The sequence below is a fragment of the Pedobacter terrestris genome (assembly GCF_052343045.1).
Lineage (GTDB): Bacteria > Bacteroidota > Bacteroidia > Sphingobacteriales > Sphingobacteriaceae > Pedobacter.
On sequence record NZ_CP180264.1, the window covers coordinates 1,073,858 to 1,091,381 of the forward strand.

General features: G+C 37.7%; 13 protein-coding genes. 4 read left to right on the top strand and 9 right to left on the bottom strand.

The genetic code is table 11. From position 1 onward, the window contains the following. Window positions 1–62: 62 nt before the first annotated feature. Window positions 63–737 carry a hypothetical protein gene (locus tag ACJVDH_RS04655; protein ID WP_443946411.1) on the bottom strand — a complete coding sequence of 225 codons (675 nt, stop codon included), beginning with the start codon at window positions 735–737 and terminating at the stop codon, window positions 63–65. Further along, window positions 734–1,714, bottom strand: a complete 981-nt coding sequence (locus tag ACJVDH_RS04660) for a hypothetical protein (RefSeq protein ID WP_443946412.1) — start codon at window positions 1,712–1,714, stop codon at window positions 734–736. The genes ACJVDH_RS04655 and ACJVDH_RS04660 overlap by 4 nt, the downstream gene beginning before the upstream one ends. Window positions 1,715–1,860: 146 nt before the next feature. Between ACJVDH_RS04660 and ACJVDH_RS04665 the strand changes: the two genes are divergently transcribed. Then, a complete protein-coding gene (locus tag ACJVDH_RS04665; RefSeq protein WP_443946413.1) occupies window positions 1,861–2,583 on the top strand; it encodes a pirin family protein in 723 nt (240 codons plus the stop codon). 81 nt (window positions 2,584–2,664) lie between these two features. Beyond that, entirely contained in the window at window positions 2,665–2,961 is a 297-nt protein-coding gene (locus ACJVDH_RS04670; RefSeq protein WP_443946414.1) for a hypothetical protein, read from the top strand. 109 nt (window positions 2,962–3,070) lie between these two features. On the opposite strand, the gene ACJVDH_RS04675 is transcribed toward ACJVDH_RS04670, so the two are convergent. From ACJVDH_RS04675 to tgt, 5 genes are all read right to left on the bottom strand, one after another. Next, on the bottom strand, window positions 3,071–3,349 hold the full coding sequence (locus ACJVDH_RS04675) for a lipopolysaccharide assembly protein LapA domain-containing protein (protein WP_443946415.1): 279 nt from the start codon (window positions 3,347–3,349) through the stop codon (window positions 3,071–3,073). 24 nt (window positions 3,350–3,373) lie between these two features. Further along, window positions 3,374–6,178 (bottom strand): hypothetical protein, encoded by a 2,805-nt coding sequence (locus ACJVDH_RS04680; protein ID WP_443946416.1) that lies wholly within the window; start codon window positions 6,176–6,178, stop codon window positions 3,374–3,376. A gap of 1,310 nt (window positions 6,179–7,488) precedes the next feature. Further along, entirely contained in the window at window positions 7,489–8,367 is an 879-nt protein-coding gene (locus ACJVDH_RS04685) for a DMT family transporter (protein ID WP_443946417.1), read from the bottom strand. 2 nt (window positions 8,368–8,369) lie between these two features. Continuing rightward, entirely contained in the window at window positions 8,370–9,473 is a 1,104-nt protein-coding gene (locus ACJVDH_RS04690; RefSeq protein ID WP_443946418.1) for an LptF/LptG family permease, read from the bottom strand. A gap of 1 nt (window position 9,474) precedes the next feature. Then, window positions 9,475–10,605, bottom strand: coding sequence for a tRNA guanosine(34) transglycosylase Tgt (tgt, locus tag ACJVDH_RS04695; RefSeq protein ID WP_443946419.1), 1,131 nt, complete (start codon window positions 10,603–10,605; stop codon window positions 9,475–9,477). Window positions 10,606–10,697: 92 nt separating this feature from the next. On the opposite strand from tgt, the gene ACJVDH_RS04700 reads away from it, so the two are divergent. Next, a complete protein-coding gene (locus ACJVDH_RS04700; protein WP_443946420.1) occupies window positions 10,698–11,867 on the top strand; it encodes a glycosyltransferase in 1,170 nt (389 codons plus the stop codon). An 11-nt stretch (window positions 11,868–11,878) separates the two neighbouring features. Beyond that, window positions 11,879–12,514 carry a 16S rRNA (guanine(527)-N(7))-methyltransferase RsmG gene (gene rsmG / locus ACJVDH_RS04705; RefSeq protein ID WP_443946421.1) on the top strand — a complete coding sequence of 212 codons (636 nt, stop codon included), beginning with the start codon at window positions 11,879–11,881 and terminating at the stop codon, window positions 12,512–12,514. 56 nt (window positions 12,515–12,570) lie between these two features. Here rsmG and ACJVDH_RS04710 read toward each other — a convergent pair whose 3' ends face one another. Both ACJVDH_RS04710 and smc read right to left on the bottom strand, forming a co-directional pair. Then, window positions 12,571–13,545: a M28 family peptidase gene (locus ACJVDH_RS04710; protein WP_443946422.1), complete on the bottom strand. Its 975-nt coding sequence runs from the start codon at window positions 13,543–13,545 to the stop codon at window positions 12,571–12,573. Window positions 13,546–13,623: 78 nt separating this feature from the next. Next, window positions 13,624–17,163 (bottom strand): chromosome segregation protein SMC, encoded by a 3,540-nt coding sequence (smc, locus tag ACJVDH_RS04715; protein ID WP_443946423.1) that lies wholly within the window; start codon window positions 17,161–17,163, stop codon window positions 13,624–13,626. Window positions 17,164–17,524 lie beyond the last annotated feature (361 nt).

Here is a 17,524-nt window from a genome sequence, read left to right on the forward strand (position 1 = left end):
CGGAATTTTACGTCTTATAATTAGCTTTCAAATAGGCGAATAATTAAACAAATCAATCAAAACTAATCTTGAGTAAAACTTTTTAAACTTCCATCCATATTAAATTCAATGGAGTAACGCTCGCGGCTGCCCGAAATGCTGCGCGGATACCATTTAAAATTACCATCACGAACAAATGTATAAATGCTTGTAGCCGGTTTGGCGCCTTCTACTTCGCTTGATTTCTGATTGTAAATGGCTGCCACTTTTGCTGCGTCGATAAAATGCAGTTGATCTAGCGAAATCAATTTGCGGTCAATTTCATCGCGTACCGACATTTGTTTCGGTTTGGGTGCAGACCATTTGCCGTCAGCATATTCATAACTGTCAATATACTTTGTGTTTGTTGGATGGCGTAGAGTAACATGAATTCTTCCGTTGTCATAGAAATGGATTGTTTCGTAAATGAAAATCTCTTTGTTTTTGTATTGCGGCAGTTGCCTTAAATCTTGCTCTGCCGCACGCAATTGATTTGGTTGCTGAAGCAAATGAATAGGTTGCTCGTGGTTCATTGTAGCATGTGTCTCTACGATGGTTTCTGTAACCACTTGTGTTGTGCTTTCTGTTTTTTCAGATTGCTGCTTTGCAGCACTATCAGTTGTGATAAAAGTTTCCTTTATACTCTTGCTTACCTGAGTGCAGGCAGAGACCATTAGGCAAAAAGCAAAAATGGACGCGTATATCTTGTGTGTTTTCATATTACATCATTCAAATCGTTGGTGAAGGCAATTTGTTGGGGATCATCCTTCAGGTAAAAAATATCTACGGTTTCCTGTTTTGTACTATCGAGATCAAGTAAGTTTACAATTTTCTTCAGGCTTTGCCGGTAAATTTTTCCAGAATCGTCTGTGTATTCCAATTCGAAACGAATCATAGGCTGTTCATTAATAAACGTACCGGTCTGGTTTGTTGCCAATAGTTTAGCTTGCGTTCTGCGGCCCTTAAATTTAATTTTTGGCGCTTTTGCCAATCCGCCAAATTTTCGGAACAATAAATTAATAATCGCTTTGTACAACAATAATGTAGCCGGACAAACGAGCAGTGGATGACCGAGGCTTAAAAAGCGCCATCCGTAACCCAAACTTTCTGATTTGTACGCATAGACGTAATAAGCTGCTATCGCGAAACAAAGCGAAAGCCAACCCAAAAAGATAAGCACAACATAGGTTCTGCGAATGCTAGTTTTCGAGTCTGCCATGGCAATATATGGTTGCTTGTCCAGATTTGAAGAAATGAAAATTTCTACAGTTTTTCCGGGTTCAAAACGCCTTTCAAATGGTTTTGAATCTTTTACAATTAATTTATGCAGAATCTTCTCGTCAACGAGGTTCTTAAATTCAAGCGTAAGTTCATAAATGTTTGATGGTTTGGTTTTGTCGGGAATTTCAGTTGCGTGGATAATTTTCGCCTGTCGTTTCTGTCCCTGTTCCAATATTTTGGCAATATTTTGCTTCATGATGAAGGTTGCCAGAATCCATTTTTTGAAGTAACCGGTCAATAGAATTAACCAGAAAACGATAGAAACCGATAAAAGAAGCAGTGCAAATGCTGGCAATTTCTCTTGTAGAGCCTGAATGTCATCTGCCTGATTAATATTGTAATACAGAATTATTGGAAAAGGTACAGCGAAAAATAACATGTACAGCATCCAGAAAATAACGAAGCCACGTTTCATAGAGTTGCGTTTTAATAGGTATGATATGCTTTTGCAGCAAATAGCAGACCAATACAATTTCTGGATTAGAGATATTACTTATCTTAGGTCAATGTGCACGCAATTACATGCACGTAAATTTGTGGTATAAATAAGAAAGGAAATTTATGTCACAGTTCATTTTGCACAACGCAAACACCAGAGGTCAGGCCAACCATGGTTGGTTAAATGCACACCACTCATTCAGTTTTGCCAATTATTACAATCCCGAAAGAATGCATTTTGGCGTACTTAGGGTTTTGAATGACGATTTAATTGACGGAGGTATGGGTTTTGGTGCACACCCTCATGATAATATGGAGATCATTACTATTCCTTTAGCAGGTGCAATTGCGCACAAAGACAGTATGGGCAATTCTGCAGTGATTAAAAATGGTGAAATCCAGGTGATGAGCGCCGGAACAGGTGTAAGCCACAGTGAATATAACGCCGAAGCAGATGTTCAGTTAAATCTATTGCAAATCTGGTTGTTCCCGAACAAGAAAAATGTTACACCAAGATACGATCAGAGAGCCCTAAATGTTGCCGACCGCCACAATAATTTTCAACAGATTTTATCTCCTGATTCCAATGATGATAATGTATGGATTCATCAGGATGCCTGGTTTTCTATCGGAAAATTTGATGAAGGTTTTGAAACACAGTACAAAATTAAAAAAGCCGGTAATGGTGTTTATGCTTTCGTTATAGGTGGCGAAGTAATTATAAACGGGCAAACTTTAAACACCCGCGATGCTATTGGAATCTGGGATACAGACAGCATTTCTTTTAAAGCAAATTCTGCAGATGCAGAAGTGTTGTTGATGGATGTACCAATGGAATTGGATTAAATATTTAAAACGATTGCTTATTGAATTTGCCGGGCAATGCTTGTTTGGGTAAATTCAATAAGTTTTTTTAAGGATAAAGTTATGCAAATCAATATACTTTACATCGGGCGCGATACCGAAATTACAGTTGTAATGAACCGTTTGCTAAATAACCGGCCGGAGTGGAAAGGTATTTGTGTGTGCAGCGATCAGGAAGCCATTGATGCTATTAAAAGCCAGGCAATAGATTTGGTGCTTTTAGGCAACGGGATTAACAAGGAAAGTGAACAGGCGCTTCGTAATGCATTAACTGCAGTTCGGCCGAATGTAAAAATCATTCAGCACTACGGTGGAGGAAGCGGATTGTTGTACGGAGAAATTATGACAGCATTAAATTAGAGCTTTCAACAGGTTTCTTATAAAAAAAAATCCGGCCATGCCGGATTATAAAGTCAACGATGTAATCTAAATTTGTATGAACAGAAAGAATTTTCTGTTAGCAGATTACTTAGCTAATGTAATCTCTATCCTCATCGCTCAAGGTTTTCTTATCTGTTGCCGGATAATTCTTCTCGATCTCCGCATCATAACTGCTCACGGTTTTTCTTGGCCGCCCGGCGATAAAACCGATAATAAAACCAATAAAAATACAAATCCCAATGACCAGTAATTTGGATACAGGTAGTGTGGTAAATAGAAAATTAAAATCTACAGCATCTGTATTAACCGTAAGGAAAATGGTTAATAGTGCCGTCAAAACGATAATAAAAATGGTTTTTGTGCTCATGTTTTTTTTTCTATCGGCTTTGGTTTAAAAGCTATAAGTGAAAGAATATTCTAATATCGGATTTTGATTGTATATTTTATTTACAAATACCAAACGAATCCCAAGGTCTACAACAGGCTGATACCTCAAAATGTTTAAACTCGTATTTAATTCTAATCCGTAGGTTTTGGGTTCTGATAAATTGTTTTCAGCGCCAATATTTTCATAGTGTGTAAATACGCCACCTCTAAACTTCCGGATATATGCAAAAGGTCCAAGCTCCCAATCTGGAAAAGCAAAAGGAAACCGATAATTGAAAAGCAAAGTATTCTGGAGTTTACTTTTTGCCAGAATATTGTTGTACCCGTAAACCGTAGAAATTTCTGTTGCGTATTGATTTGCGCCAGTTGCAGTTTGGTAATTGAAGCTTGCTAAGAAAGAATGGTTCTTCGCAAAACCAGGGAAATAAAGAAAACTTTCCAGTGCAAGAATTTCTCCTTTCAAATTTCGATCGAAAGGTTGATGGTTATACGTGAATCTAAAAATCTGAGCCCAGCGCGGTGCAATATCGCGTTCTGTTGTGCGCACACTATGGTTAAATGTTGCGCTGTATTCTAGCGGAAATTTTACCTCACGGATAAACGTTGCGGGCAAATTTTCTGGCATGTAACGTTGCGTATAACTGGTGGCTGTATTCAGGCTAATGGCATAGGTTTCGTTTCGCAAATTAAAGGAAATTGGAATGGATGCGTTAAGCTTCATGTAGTTCTCTCTCCAATCTCCCTGATAGATGGCGTTTTTGTAGCGATAGAACGATCTTCTCGGTCTGTTGCGGTAAAGTATACTAAAGACTGGGAAAAGTGTCTTATAACTAAGGTCTGCGGTATATTCAAATCTTTTCAAATCTCGATGGTATTTTGCACCCGTGTAAAAGTCCATCGTATTAAGTAAATTGTTGGATTGAAGCTCAAGGCCAAACGTGTATTCATCATCAATTGATGGGATAATGCTGTGAAAACTGAAGAGGTTTAATCCGGTGTGGTAAGGCTTCGAAACATAACTGCTGTCTGGGATATTTTCAAAAACATTTCCTACCGCTTCTTGTGCTTCTGCTGCAGATGTAAAATCTACGAAATGATCATCGCCAATCTGATTTTCCTGAAGCAGTGTTTTGGCAATTCCATAGCCTGTCGGCTGATAATCATTAAAAAGAATTTCCTTGTTTTCAATAGTGCCGGTATTAAATGCGCCATATTTTGAATTGGTGATTGCAGCAATTTTTTTTGATGCTGTGTCGATGCTGTAAATATTGTCAATGCCATTAAAATGTGCATTGAAAAAAATCGAACTGCCAACAAATACCGGCCGACTTAACTGCTGCCTGCTATCGGCAATTAAAGTAGTTCTTGTTGCGCCGCTTAACACCTCCAGCGACTTACCTTTTTCAGTTAAACTAATATAGGTTATTTCGCGCCCTGTTTTGTCAAAAGCTGGAGTTTGTAAAATTCTTTTATCGGGGTTTTGATATGTGGTGATGATGCGACCCGTAGTTGCATCAATCTCTACCAAATTGAACTGATTACTCAGGTCAGCCTGAACGGCTACAATTTTGCTGGCATCGTCAGAAAGAGTGGGGGAGAAGAGCCTACTCTTGCTGCTCAGTGTTTTATGTTTTTTAGTCTTAAAATCGTAGCTGCAAATTACACTATAGCTTCTCTGTTTATACCGCGGGTCGTACCGGATTTCGTCCCAAACCAGCAGTCCGTTTTTGTAGCTAAACCACGGCTGTTCCTGGTATCCAATTCCAAATAATTTATGTTCGTTTTTTTCTTCATCAATCCAGACAAAGTGCCTTGCTTCGGCCTTACTTTCTTTAAGTGCCAGAATGTTGTTTTTATCGAGATAAACTGGCAAGTAATAATTCGTTTCGTAAGTTGATTTTTGGTTTAAAATTGGATAGTCTTTTCCTTGTGTATTTTCTGCTTGTTCTTTCCATTTTTTGGTGACCTCATCTTGTGTAGAAAGAAACAATTTTCGGGTACTCTGATTGGTGAATTTCTTTAAACTGTTAGCGAAGGGATAAAGCCTGATTGGACGTTTTCTGATATCTCCTAAGATGCTGTCTGAAATGAACGTTCCATATTCCGATCTGAGTTTTGCAGCCATCAAAAATCCGGTTTGGTAATAACCTGGCGTAACGTCTTTATTGGAGCCAAAATACGCTTTGCTGTAACTCAGTTTTTTGCCGTCCAAAACTGAAGCCCGATATGGCATGATCCAGTTTGGTTGCCGGCCACGCCCAGAATAGGTGAGTGCGGTTTCATTTACTACCGCATCGCCTTCAAAAAACCAAATGGGTATGGCTGCACCAAAGTAGGCGAAGTAAACAAGTTCTGGAAAAGGTTTTTTCTGAGATCCTGTCAACTTGTCAAACTGGGCAATGTGCCTAAGTTCATGCACGGCAAGGTTGTTCAACCAGTCTTGACTATCAAAGTACTGCGGCGGTGTTGCATAAAATTCAGACTTCTTTGGTGCAAGTTGAACAAAGCCATTTGCGATGGTTCCGCGGTTCTGCAACAGCAGAGGAATAGACGTTGTTCTGAGGTGAAACCCCTTGCCTACTTTAGGATAGATAAGGGGTAGGGTATTGGCCATTCTTTGCGCCTCAGCTTCCAATTCTGTAGGGTAAATGATTCTAAAACCATTTGCGCTAACTTCTCTCCATTTTACACTAAGTGGGTTTTGTGCAGTGCTGAAGATTTGCCCAAAAACAGAATGTGAAATAATAGTTAATATGAATGGTGTTAAGTATTTGATTTTAAGAGTTTTTATGTTTGTTTTTAAAATCATATAGATTAAATGCTAAAATATTTAGTTTTATGGAATTTTTATTCTTTTGTTTTTTTGTACTCTTTGTTTATATGTTGTTTGTATTTTATTTCATTATTAGTTAGTTATGCTATTTTATTCGGTTTGAATATAATTCTTTTTTAAATTCTTTCAACTGAATTTAGTAGTTTTGTTAGCGTTGAATTTTGTGTTTCTTGAATTCGTTTAAATAACGGCATAATATACACTTATTAATCGATAAATAAGTCCGATAGAATTTCAAAAAACTAGAAATGTATGCCCGAGAGAATCTCTTCAGCCATACATTTTAAATTATGTGGTGTTGAAATAAGGCACGGAAAATGCACCAGATTACTCGAGATTACTACAGGATTTTGGCAAGATTCTACCCAACTTTAAAACCAATAAGACTGTATATTTTAGGTTTTTTTTAGTAGAAAAGCCATTTTTTTCCCCTTAGATTTGACGTGAATTTCTGATGTAGACTTATACCTCTTTTACTTTAAAGTCGACCTCCGCCCGATTAAAATTGATTATTTTATTTTTGGATACTGCCAATTTGGCCTGTATTTGCGAGTCTCGATTTTATTCTATTTCGGAGCAAACACCTAGCTGTCGAGCTCGATTTACCAGGCTTTACAAATTGAAAGTGGTGAATACATTGGTATACTTTGCCACAGAATTGCTTGAAAGTAATCGGTTTGCGGTGGATTTTTTCATTAAATGATGGCTTCATTTTTAGAAAATTGTATAAAATATTGCATTTTTTTAGGTGTTTTTTACCCTAAGATATGTCTGCTAACCGCACGAGAATCCAATATTTGAAAATTTCAATTCAAAAAAACCGCTATAATCAAATATTTTAAAATGATATCTAATTTATTGATTTTTAAGTTTTTGAGTCGATTTTTTAAGCCGGATTGGAAGATTTATTGTAGAACAGTAAAACGCTATCAAATGGACGAATTTGATGGTTTGAAATTGAAGTCCTTACTTTTCTTTAATTAAGTTAAGTAAAAAGAATGTTCGTTTTTGTGCGGAATTTTCACAACGAGGCCGCTTATTTTTTAATGCTTCTATTGACGTTTAACGCATGTTGATATTCTCAGGATTAATCGCCGGTACATGCTTGTTTTGAGCACGATAATAAACTTAAAATACGCTTCTTTTTTGGGTTCTGTCTCTTTGGGTTTTTAGCCTTGTTCAGGTTCAGATTTTCGTGAGGTTTTCCGATAAAAAATTCGTGTGTAAACAACCGAGTCGTTGGTTGAAATCAGATGTTTTTAATCGCGTAAAATGGAAGGAATTTTTTAGCTTTTAGATTGCCTTTTTTTATAGATTGGATACAAGAAAACTGCTGCAAGAACAATGGAGGCACCGGTATAAAATCCACCGGTCATTTGCTCGTTTGTTTTGAAAAATAAGTAGGCTAGAATGATGCCGTAAACTGGCTCCAGATTGGTTGCCAAGGCAACCCTAAAAGCTGATAAATTTTTCATTACAGCAACGCCTGCAACGTAAGCGGCAGATGTGCAAATGGTGCCTAAAATTGCCAGGTAAATCCAATCATTTGTACTGAGATTAAATTCGGTATTTAACAAGCTTCCGTCAAATAAACGATATATGGTAATCCAGAAGAGTGCGCCAACTAATTCGTAAAAACCAATGATTGCGGCACTGCTTTTTTGTATAAGAGTAGAGTTTATAGTAGCGAATAAACTTGATGCAACAGCAGCAGATAAACCAAATATAATCCCCCATGTATATTGGCTTTCGAACTTAAAAATAAGGTAAATTCCAAGGATGATAAATAAGCCAATCAGAATGTCTCCGGGTTGTATTTTTTGCTTTTTGATTAACGGTTCCAGTATGGCTGTAAACAGCGTAAAAGATGACAGGCATACCAGCGCAACCGATACCGTAGAAACTTTAATTGCATGAAAAAACAAAACCCAATGGATAGCTACAATGCCTCCGGTAAGTATAAATTGAATGAACTGTTTCTTACTTACCCTGATGTTGGTTTTGGATATAATAAACCAAAGGAAAAGGGTTATCGACGCAATTAAAACCCGGTACCAAACCATCGGTACGGCGTCAATAGAAATCAGTTTCCCGAGCACGCCGGTAAAGCCCCAAACCAAAATTGTAAGGTGCAGTATAATTAAATCTTTACGAAGGTTGGGCATTGTTATTTCGGTGCTTTTTTAAGCAAATATAAGCCAAGTAAAGTAAAGAACACAGTTGGCATCATCACTGCAATAAAAGGCGTTAATCCGCCTTTGGTAGAGAACATCTGAGTGAACTGGTTGAAGACGATGTAAGTGAAGCTGATGAAGATTCCGATACCAAGCGAAACGCCTACGCCTCCGCGCACTTTTCTTGACGATAAGGCAACACCTATCAATGTAAGTACAAAAGCCGAGAGCGGATTTACATAGCGTTTATATTGCTCAATCAGTAAATCGTTCATGATACCTGTTCCGCGGGTTTTTTCTTTTTTAATTTTCTCAGAAAGCTCATGCGTGGTCAGGTTTTGAACCACGTTGTCGTAAGCAGAAAAATCATCGGGGCGCATATCTAAGATGGTATCTTTTAATTTGCCGTTTCCATAAATCATGGTTTCTTTTAATCCGTCAATCTTCCGGATAGAATAGTTGTTTAACTGCCATTTCCGCTTTAGCGAATCCCACTTGATGTTGTCTGCAATAATCTTTTTCGTCAACTGATCTCCGTTAAAATTATCCAGAGAAAAGCGGTAACCGTAGTTGGTTTTGTTATCGAAACTTTCGATGTAAATGTAAGTATGCTCATCCAGTTTCATGTGGATGTTCGTCTTTGTAGACGGGTCATTTCGTTTTACGTACGTATTTTCGAAACTGTTTTTTAAGGTATTTGTATGAGGCAACACATACAAGTTTGACACCAGATTGGCAGAAAATATTATGGATGCCGAAATAAAGTAAGGGAAAAGGAAGCGGTTAAAACTTACTCCACCACTCAAAATGGGAACAATCTCTGTTTGATCGGCCATTTTTGCGGTGAAGAAAATAACCGCAATAAAATTGATTAAAGGGGAGAGCATGTTTACATAAAAAGGGATGGAGCCAGCGTAATACTTGCTTAAAATGCCCCAAAAACTCAATCCGCTTTTCATAAAATCATCCATCTTTTCAGATAAATCGAAAACGACAATAATAATCACGAAAATGCCAAGCGTATAAATAAATGTACCCAGATACTTTCCGATAATATATCGATCGATGATTTTAACTCTTCCCTTTATAATGTTCATATTAGAGCTTTGTGCCTAGTATTTTAACCATTTTGTTTTTCCATTCATAAAATTCTCCACTCAGAATTTTTTCTCTCGCCTGTTTTACCAGCCATAAATAGAAGTGTAGATTATGCAAGGTTGCAATTTGTGCGCCCAACATTTCCTTACTGTGCACTAAATGGCGTAAATAGGCACGCGTAGTTACCTGATCTACATGTAAATCGCTTTCCGCATCTAAGGGAGTGAAGTCATTTTCCCATTTTTTATTCCGGATATTGATGATGCCGTGTCGTGTAAACAGCATTCCGTTTCTGGCGTTTCTGGTTGGCATTACGCAATCAAACATATCCACACCAAGTGCAATATTCTCCAAAATATTTACTGGCGTTCCAACGCCCATCAAATAACGAGGTTTATCGGAAGGTAAAATGTCGCAAACAACTTCAGTCATGGCGTACATTTCTTCTGCAGGCTCGCCTACAGATAATCCACCAATGGCATTTCCATCGCGGCCCATGCTGGCAATAAATTCGGCAGATTTTATCCGCAAATCTTTATAAACCGAACCCTGTACAATTGGAAATAAAGTTTGATCGAAGCCATATTTTGGCGTAGTATTATCAAAATGTGTGCAGCAGCGTTTTAACCAGCGGTGCGTCATCTTTACGGATTCTGCAGCATAAGTATAGTCGCATGGATAGGGCGTGCATTCATCAAAAGCCATAATAATATCGGCGCCAATGGTGCGTTGGATATCCATTGCATATTCTGGCGTAAACAAGTGTTTTGAACCATCAATATGAGAATTGAAGGTCACACCTTCTTCTTTAATCTTACGTACTTTGCTTAAAGAATAAACCTGATAACCTCCGCTATCGGTCAGGATTGGCCTGTCCCATCCAATAAATTTGTGTAATCCGCCCGCCTTTTCAAGTGTATCTAATCCTGGTCTGAGGTATAAATGGTAAGTATTGCCCAAGATAATCTGAGCATCAATATCTTGTTTCAATTCTCTTTGGTGTACGGCTTTAACTGTTCCGGCCGTACCAACAGGCATGAAAATTGGCGTCTGAATTTCGCCGTGTGCAGTAGTTATTGTTCCCGCCCGTGCTTTTGAAAGCGGGTCATTAGCCTGCAAATTAAATTTCATATGGTGTTTTTTATTAGTCAAAAATCTGCCAAAAATAGCAAAAAATGAGGGTATATTTTTGTTTAAATTTTTATCAACATAAAACGTGATTATTGATTAAAAATCAGAAATTTGCGGCTATTTATTATACCATTGTGATCTTAACCCTACTGGAGATTTCTTTACTCTCGTTTTTTGCCTTTTGCCTTATTGTTCAACTGTATTTCGTGCTGTTTGTACATTTAAAACTGGCTAAAGCACCTATTGAAGACATGCCATTAACGGAACGAAAACCCGTTAGTGTTATTGTTTGTGCACGTAACGAAATTGTAAATCTTCAACAATATTTAAACTGTATTTTAAATCAGAAATACACAGAATTTGAAGTTATTGTGGTAAATGATCGTTCATGGGATGGTTCAGCGCAGTTTTTAGAAGAATTGGCCAAACAAAACAACCGACTTAAAATTGTAACCGTTCCGGATAACGATAAATTTATTGCCGGCAAAAAATTTGCCGTTACAATGGGTATTAAGGCTGCCAAATACGACTGGTTGGTGTTTACCGATGCCGATTGTATGCCTGCTACCGAAAACTGGTTGATGGATATGCAACAGCCGGAAGATGGCTCTACAGAGATTGTTTTGGGTTACTCGCCATATTTTAAAAGAAAAAGTTTATTGAATGTTTTAATTCGGTTTGAAACTTTTTTTACCGCAGTTAACTACCTCTCTTACGCCATTAAAGGGATGCCTTATATGGGCGTTGGCCGAAACATGGCCTACAAAAAATCGTTATTTTTTAAGAATAAAGGATTTGCTGCACACATGCATATTCCTTCTGGCGATGATGATTTGTTTGTAAATGCGCATGCAACTGCGTCAAATACAGAAATCCGTATTCATCGCGATAGCCATGTATGGAGCGAACCCAATGGCAGTTGGGCGGGTTATTTAAGACAAAAACGCCGTCATTTTGGTGCGGGTAAATTTTACAAGGCGAAACACCGGTTTATTTTAAGTGTGCAGGTTGCATTTCAGTTTTTATTTTATGTAGCCTTCGCCGGATGTATGTTTTTAAGCAATGAAGCACGATATGTAGCCGGTGGAATTTTATTCCTGAGCCTGCTCATCAGAAGTTTTGTATATCCTAAACTATTAAGCCGATTAAATTACAGAGAACTGCGTTGGTGGTTCCCAATTTTAGATATACTTTTGTTTGTTTTCCTGCTGTTAAATGGAGTATTGGCGCAGTTTGGAAAGAAAAAAGTGAAGTGGAAATAACGACAACAATTATGGCAGACATTAAACCTGATATTATTTTAAAATACTTTCCAGATTTAACGGAAAAACAAATCGAACAGTTTTCGCAGCTTTTTGACTTGTATAGTTATTGGAATGCGCAAATCAACGTAATTTCCCGAAAGGATATTGAAGAGTTGTATGAGCGGCATGTGTTGCATTCTCTGGGCATAGCGAAAATCTGCCAGTTCAAAAGTGGAGAATCTGTTTTGGATGTTGGCACTGGAGGCGGTTTTCCAGGTATTCCATTAGCAATATTGTTTCCTGAAACACAGTTCTATTTGGTAGATTCTATCGGTAAAAAAATAAAAGTTGTTAAAGAAGTAGCTTCTGCATTGGGTTTGGATAATCTGCGTGCGGATCATTTGCGTGCCGAGCAGATTAAAGAAAAATTTAACTTCGTGATTTCCCGTGCGGTAACGCGCCTAGGCGAATTTTATCCCTGGATACAGGGTAAATTCAAAAAAGAATCTATCAATGCATTGCGCAACGGGATTTTATATTTGAAAGGGGGCAATTTATCTGAAGAAATTAAAGAATCTAAACTTAAAGCCGAATTGTATCCACTTTCAAATTATTTTGACGAGGAATTTTTCGATACGAAGTTTGTGGTTTACGTACCGCAGTAATTTTTAAAGTAAATTAAAAAAGGGCTCGAGTACGTACTTAAGCCCTTTTTTTTAGGTTAAAATTTTTCTTTTGTACGGGTTGGTGCATCGCGCATCAGCATTTTATCTTTCAACAGCGATTGTAACCCAGATTGATGGTCAATATTTTTTACAACCTCTAAAACAGTTTCGGCGGCATCGCTAAAAAACTGTTTGGTAATTGTTGCATATTCGTCAGTTTCTTTGTGGTAATCTTTATGGTCTTCTACGCCGAAATATAAAAACGGAATATTTTTAGCATTAAATGCACCTTGATCGCTTTGATTTGTCCAGTCATCGTGGCCAAGTTTGGGATCATCATGTCCAAGGCGAACTTTTATATTGGTTTTTGTGGTGTCTATATACTTTTTTAAATCCGGATATTTAAAGGTTCCGCAGATGTAAAGTTCGTTTTTATCGCTATGGCTAATCATATCCATATTCAGGTCAATTGCAATGGTGTTTACGGCCACAGGCGGATTTGCAACAAAAGCTTTTGCTCCCTGAAGTCCCATTTCTTCGGCATCAAAAGAGGCGAAAATAATGGTGTTATTTGGTTTGTTCTTCGCAAAATAAGCAGCGATTTTAAGCAATCCGGCAGTTCCGGAGGCGTTATCATCTGCACCGTTAAAAATCTTGTTTTTAACAATTCCCAAATGATCATAATGCGCAGAAACTACAATCACGTTATTGCTTTTTCCTGGAATATAGCCAATTACATTTGTACCATTCACTTTTGCACCGGCTCTGGAATTGAATGTAAATTCTTGAGCATAATTCACGTGTTGAGGATAAGATTTTAATCCCAGTTTCTGGAAGCGCTCAATAATATAGGCACGGGCCATTTCTGCACCTTTTGTTCCTGTTTTCCGGCCTTCATACGCATCAGAAGATAAAATCTCTACATCTTTAAGCAGTTGGGTGTCTGGTTTTCCTGAAGATGTTTTTTGCTCTTTAACAGAAGAACAACAGCTTAGCATAAGTGCTAAGGGCATTATATAAAGGATTTTCATGGTTGGCGATATTTAAGTTTAAAGTTATTGTTTTTAGTGGAAAGGTACAATGTGCTTCAAGTTTGTGCTTTACGCGTTTTAAGCAGCTACCTCGCGCAAGTCTACAGCAACCACGCGCGAAACACCTTGTTCTACCATGGTTACGCCATAAATAATGTCTGTACTGGCAATGGTTCTTTTATTATGTGATACAATAATAAACTGCGATTGGTCTGAAAATTTACGGATGATATTATTGAATTTATCAATATTGGTATCGTCCAAAGGCGCGTCAACCTCATCAAAAATACAGAATGGCGCAGGTTTTAAGAGGTAAAGTGAGAATAGAAGGGCTGTGGCTGTTAGCGTTTTTTCGCCTCCCGATAATTGGTTTATGGATAACGGCCTTTTTCCTTTTGGTCTGGCTACAATATCAATATCTGCTTCAAGCGGGTTTGTCGTATCAGAAAGAATCAAATCACAACTGTCTTCTTCATTAAATAAAGAGCGGAATACCACAATAAAATGCGCTCTGGCTTGCGTAAAAGCCTGCATAAATTTGTCTTTAGCGGTATCGTCTATTTCTTTAATGGTTTGTAAAAGGTCGGTTTTAGCTGCCTGAAGATCTTTTTTCTGGTTTTGGATAAAAACGTAACGCTCTTCCATTTCTTTGTAAGCTTCCATAGCCATAGAATTGATGGCGCCAAATTCATCCATCTGGCGTTTCATTTTTTCTACTTTCTGGCGCAAATCAAATTCACTTTCCAGCACTTCAATTTCGGTTTCAGTTTCTAAAAGATCGTTTATATCGATGTTAAATTCAACCGCCAAACGTTCTTTTAATGCATTAAGATCAATTTTTAATGCATTTTTTTTGTCTTTTATTTCTGTAAGCAGAAAATCGGTTTCCTCCCGGTTTTTCCGGATAGTACTCAGGTTCGTTTCCACTTCATTGATATTACCTTTTACAGAAAAATAGTCTTGTTCGGCTTCTGCCAAACCCTTTTCCATTTCTTCTCTTTGTTGGTACATATCCAGAAGTGTATCGTCGCTCAGATCTGTGTGTTGTAAAGTTGCGGTAATTTGTGCCAGAGTTTCCTGCAATTCCTTCTCATTTTGGACAATACGTTTGTTCAACGCTTCTTCCTGCACAAAGCGATAATCGAGGTCTTTTTCTAAACTCGACATTTTATTTTGCTGCTGGTGAAAACGAATATTGTCCTGATTATATTTTCCGGCAAATTCGGTAACCTGATCGGCAATTTCCTGGTAATTGAATTGTTGTTCTTGCAGGTCAACATGTGCTTGTTGTTGTTTTTTCTGCAATTCAACCAATGCCGGAAGCTTTTCTGAAAGATTTTTTTCAATCGATACAATTTTTTGTGCGATATCGCTTTTTCTGTTTTCGCTCGTTGTAATAAATTCCTGATATTGATCTCTACGTGTTTGCACAGAAATATGTTCGTTATTTAGGCGATTCAACTCCTGCTGAAAAGTATTGATTTGACTGATTTTAGAAGCTTCTTTAAAGGATAAAATGGCTTCTGTTTCGGCATTAATAGCCAGATTATACTCCGCAATCAATGCATCAGCCTTTTTAATTTCTTTCGCGAGATTTTCCAGGTTCTTGGCGCGACCAATTCTTTTTCCTTCAAAAAGGCCAACAGAACCTCCGGCAAGTGTAAATTTGCCCTGCGCATATTTACCGTTTTTAGCTAAAACGGTTAAATTGCCTTCAATTGGCGCTTTAAAAATATGCTCTTGATCCTGATCTGCAATAAAAACTTTTTGAAGCAGCAAATTACATAAGTGCTGATATTTTTTATCTACCTCAATTACGGACAAGGCAGAAATTAAACCTTCTTGCGCAACAATAGTGGGCGTATTTTGTGGGATGTTTTCCAGAATAAAAAAATTTGCGCGGCCACGACTTGCATCAGTCAATAAGTTAACGGCCTGCACAGCATCTGCATATTTTTCAACTACATAGTGGTTCATCACCGGTTCCAGGTAGTTTTCTATCGCAATTCGGAAATCTTCGTTACAGAATAAGATATCAGAAAGCAATAAAGCACTTTTCGCAAATGCATTGTTTTTCTTTAGAAAACGGATCGATTCCGGGAAACCTTCCAAACTATCTACAAGTGATTTTGTAAGGTTATATTCATTTTGTTTGGCATCTTTTTTCCGGTTTTCGGCCATTAATTTCTCTTTAGTGGCGGATAAATTGGTTTCAGAAACCACTCGTTTTTCCTTAAGATTTTCCTCCTCTTCTGTAAGTTGTTTTACAGTAGATTGTTTTTCGCGAATCTGAATATCGAGTTCGGCCAATGCATGGTCAAAAGATTTCAGTTCAAGTGTTTTGGTCTCGGTATCGTCAACATTTCTGTTGCTTTCCTGTACCAATGCATCTTTTTGAATATTGAAAATATCAATCTCTTTTTGCGACTGATAAACCTGACTTTGCATTTCATTTACAGACCTTAAAAGGTTGTCGGTACGGTTTTTTTCGGCCTGTTGTTGCTCGCGAAGCACATCCAATGCCGATTTTAGCTGTTTTAAATCAGATTCCAACCGGTTAAAGACTTCTGTTTCTGTTAAAACTTCCTCGTTTAAACGTTTAATATTGTATTTAATGTGATTGGCTTGGTTTTTATCTTTTTCAAGCTCGCCCGACAAGCGATTTTCTTTCTCCTGTAAAAAACGCATTTGCTCATTTTTTACTTTCTTTTCGCTTTCATAAGCGCGGATTTTTGAAACCAGTTCATTGGTTGCTTTTTGCTGTACAGAAAGGTTTTTTTCCTGGTTAATACTTCCCAGTTTCAGCTTTTGCAGTTCAGCCTCTTGCTGGTCAATTTTTGCGTTTAGTTCTGTTCTGGAAACCTGCTGATTTTGTTCCTGCGCATCCAGCGCATTTAAGTCTGTTCTAAAAAAAGCAATTCTATGTGTAGCCAATTGTACACTTAGTTCGCGGTATTGTTCTTTTAATTTATAATAACGTTCGGCCTTTTTGGCTTGATTTTCAAGGGTTTTTAAGTTTTTTTCAATCTCAAAAAGCAAATCCTCTACACGTTCTAAATCGCCTTCAGTATCTTTTAATTTATTAAAAGTCTGTTTTTTGCGGAGTTTGTATTTTGAAATTCCCGAAGCTTCTTCAAATAAAGAACGTCTGCTGTGTTCTTTGTTATTGATAATTTCATCAACCATCTTCAATTCGATGATCGAATAACTGTCAGAGCCGATTCCGGTATCCAGAAACAAATCGGTAATGTCTTTTAAACGGCATTGCACATCATTTAATCGATATTCGCTATCGCCATTTCTATAAAGTTTTCGGGTAACCGTAACCTGAGAATATGCCGTTGGAAGAATGTTTTTGGTATTGTCAAAGCTTAAAGAAACTTCTGCAAGTTGCGCCTGCTTTCGGTTTTTTGTACCATTAAAAATGATGTTTTCCATTTTTTCAGAACGCAGGGCTTTAGTACTTTGCTCGCCCAAAACCCAGCGCATGGCATCAATTACATTCGATTTTCCACAACCATTAGGACCAACAATAGCCGTAACACCCTCATTAAAATTGATGGTTACTTTGTCGCCAAAGCTCTTGAAGCCTTTGATTTCCAGTCGGGTAAGTTGCATGGTTTGTAATCGGAGAAACCGACCCCAATTATAAGGATAAAAATTAAGGTTTTCAATATTGATATTTTTTATTCGATGGTTTTAACCGACGAATTTGAAGTCTTTTTTATGTGTCGGATTTGTAAAAATCAAAAAGCAAAACTGGCGCAGTTTTAGGTTCAGGAAGTTTGATTTTTTTGTATTGGAGCAGCGCGTAAGCTATTTTTTTAGTAGTTTTCTCCAACTGAAAAAGGCGTTCGAAAGGACGATTCTTGAAAACCCGTCGTTGCGAACGGAGCGGTAGGGAGGCGTGGTGGCGTGACGCAATCTTTCCCGTTTTCTTAATTTAATTGGAAAGATTGCTTCGTCGTTCCTCCTCGCA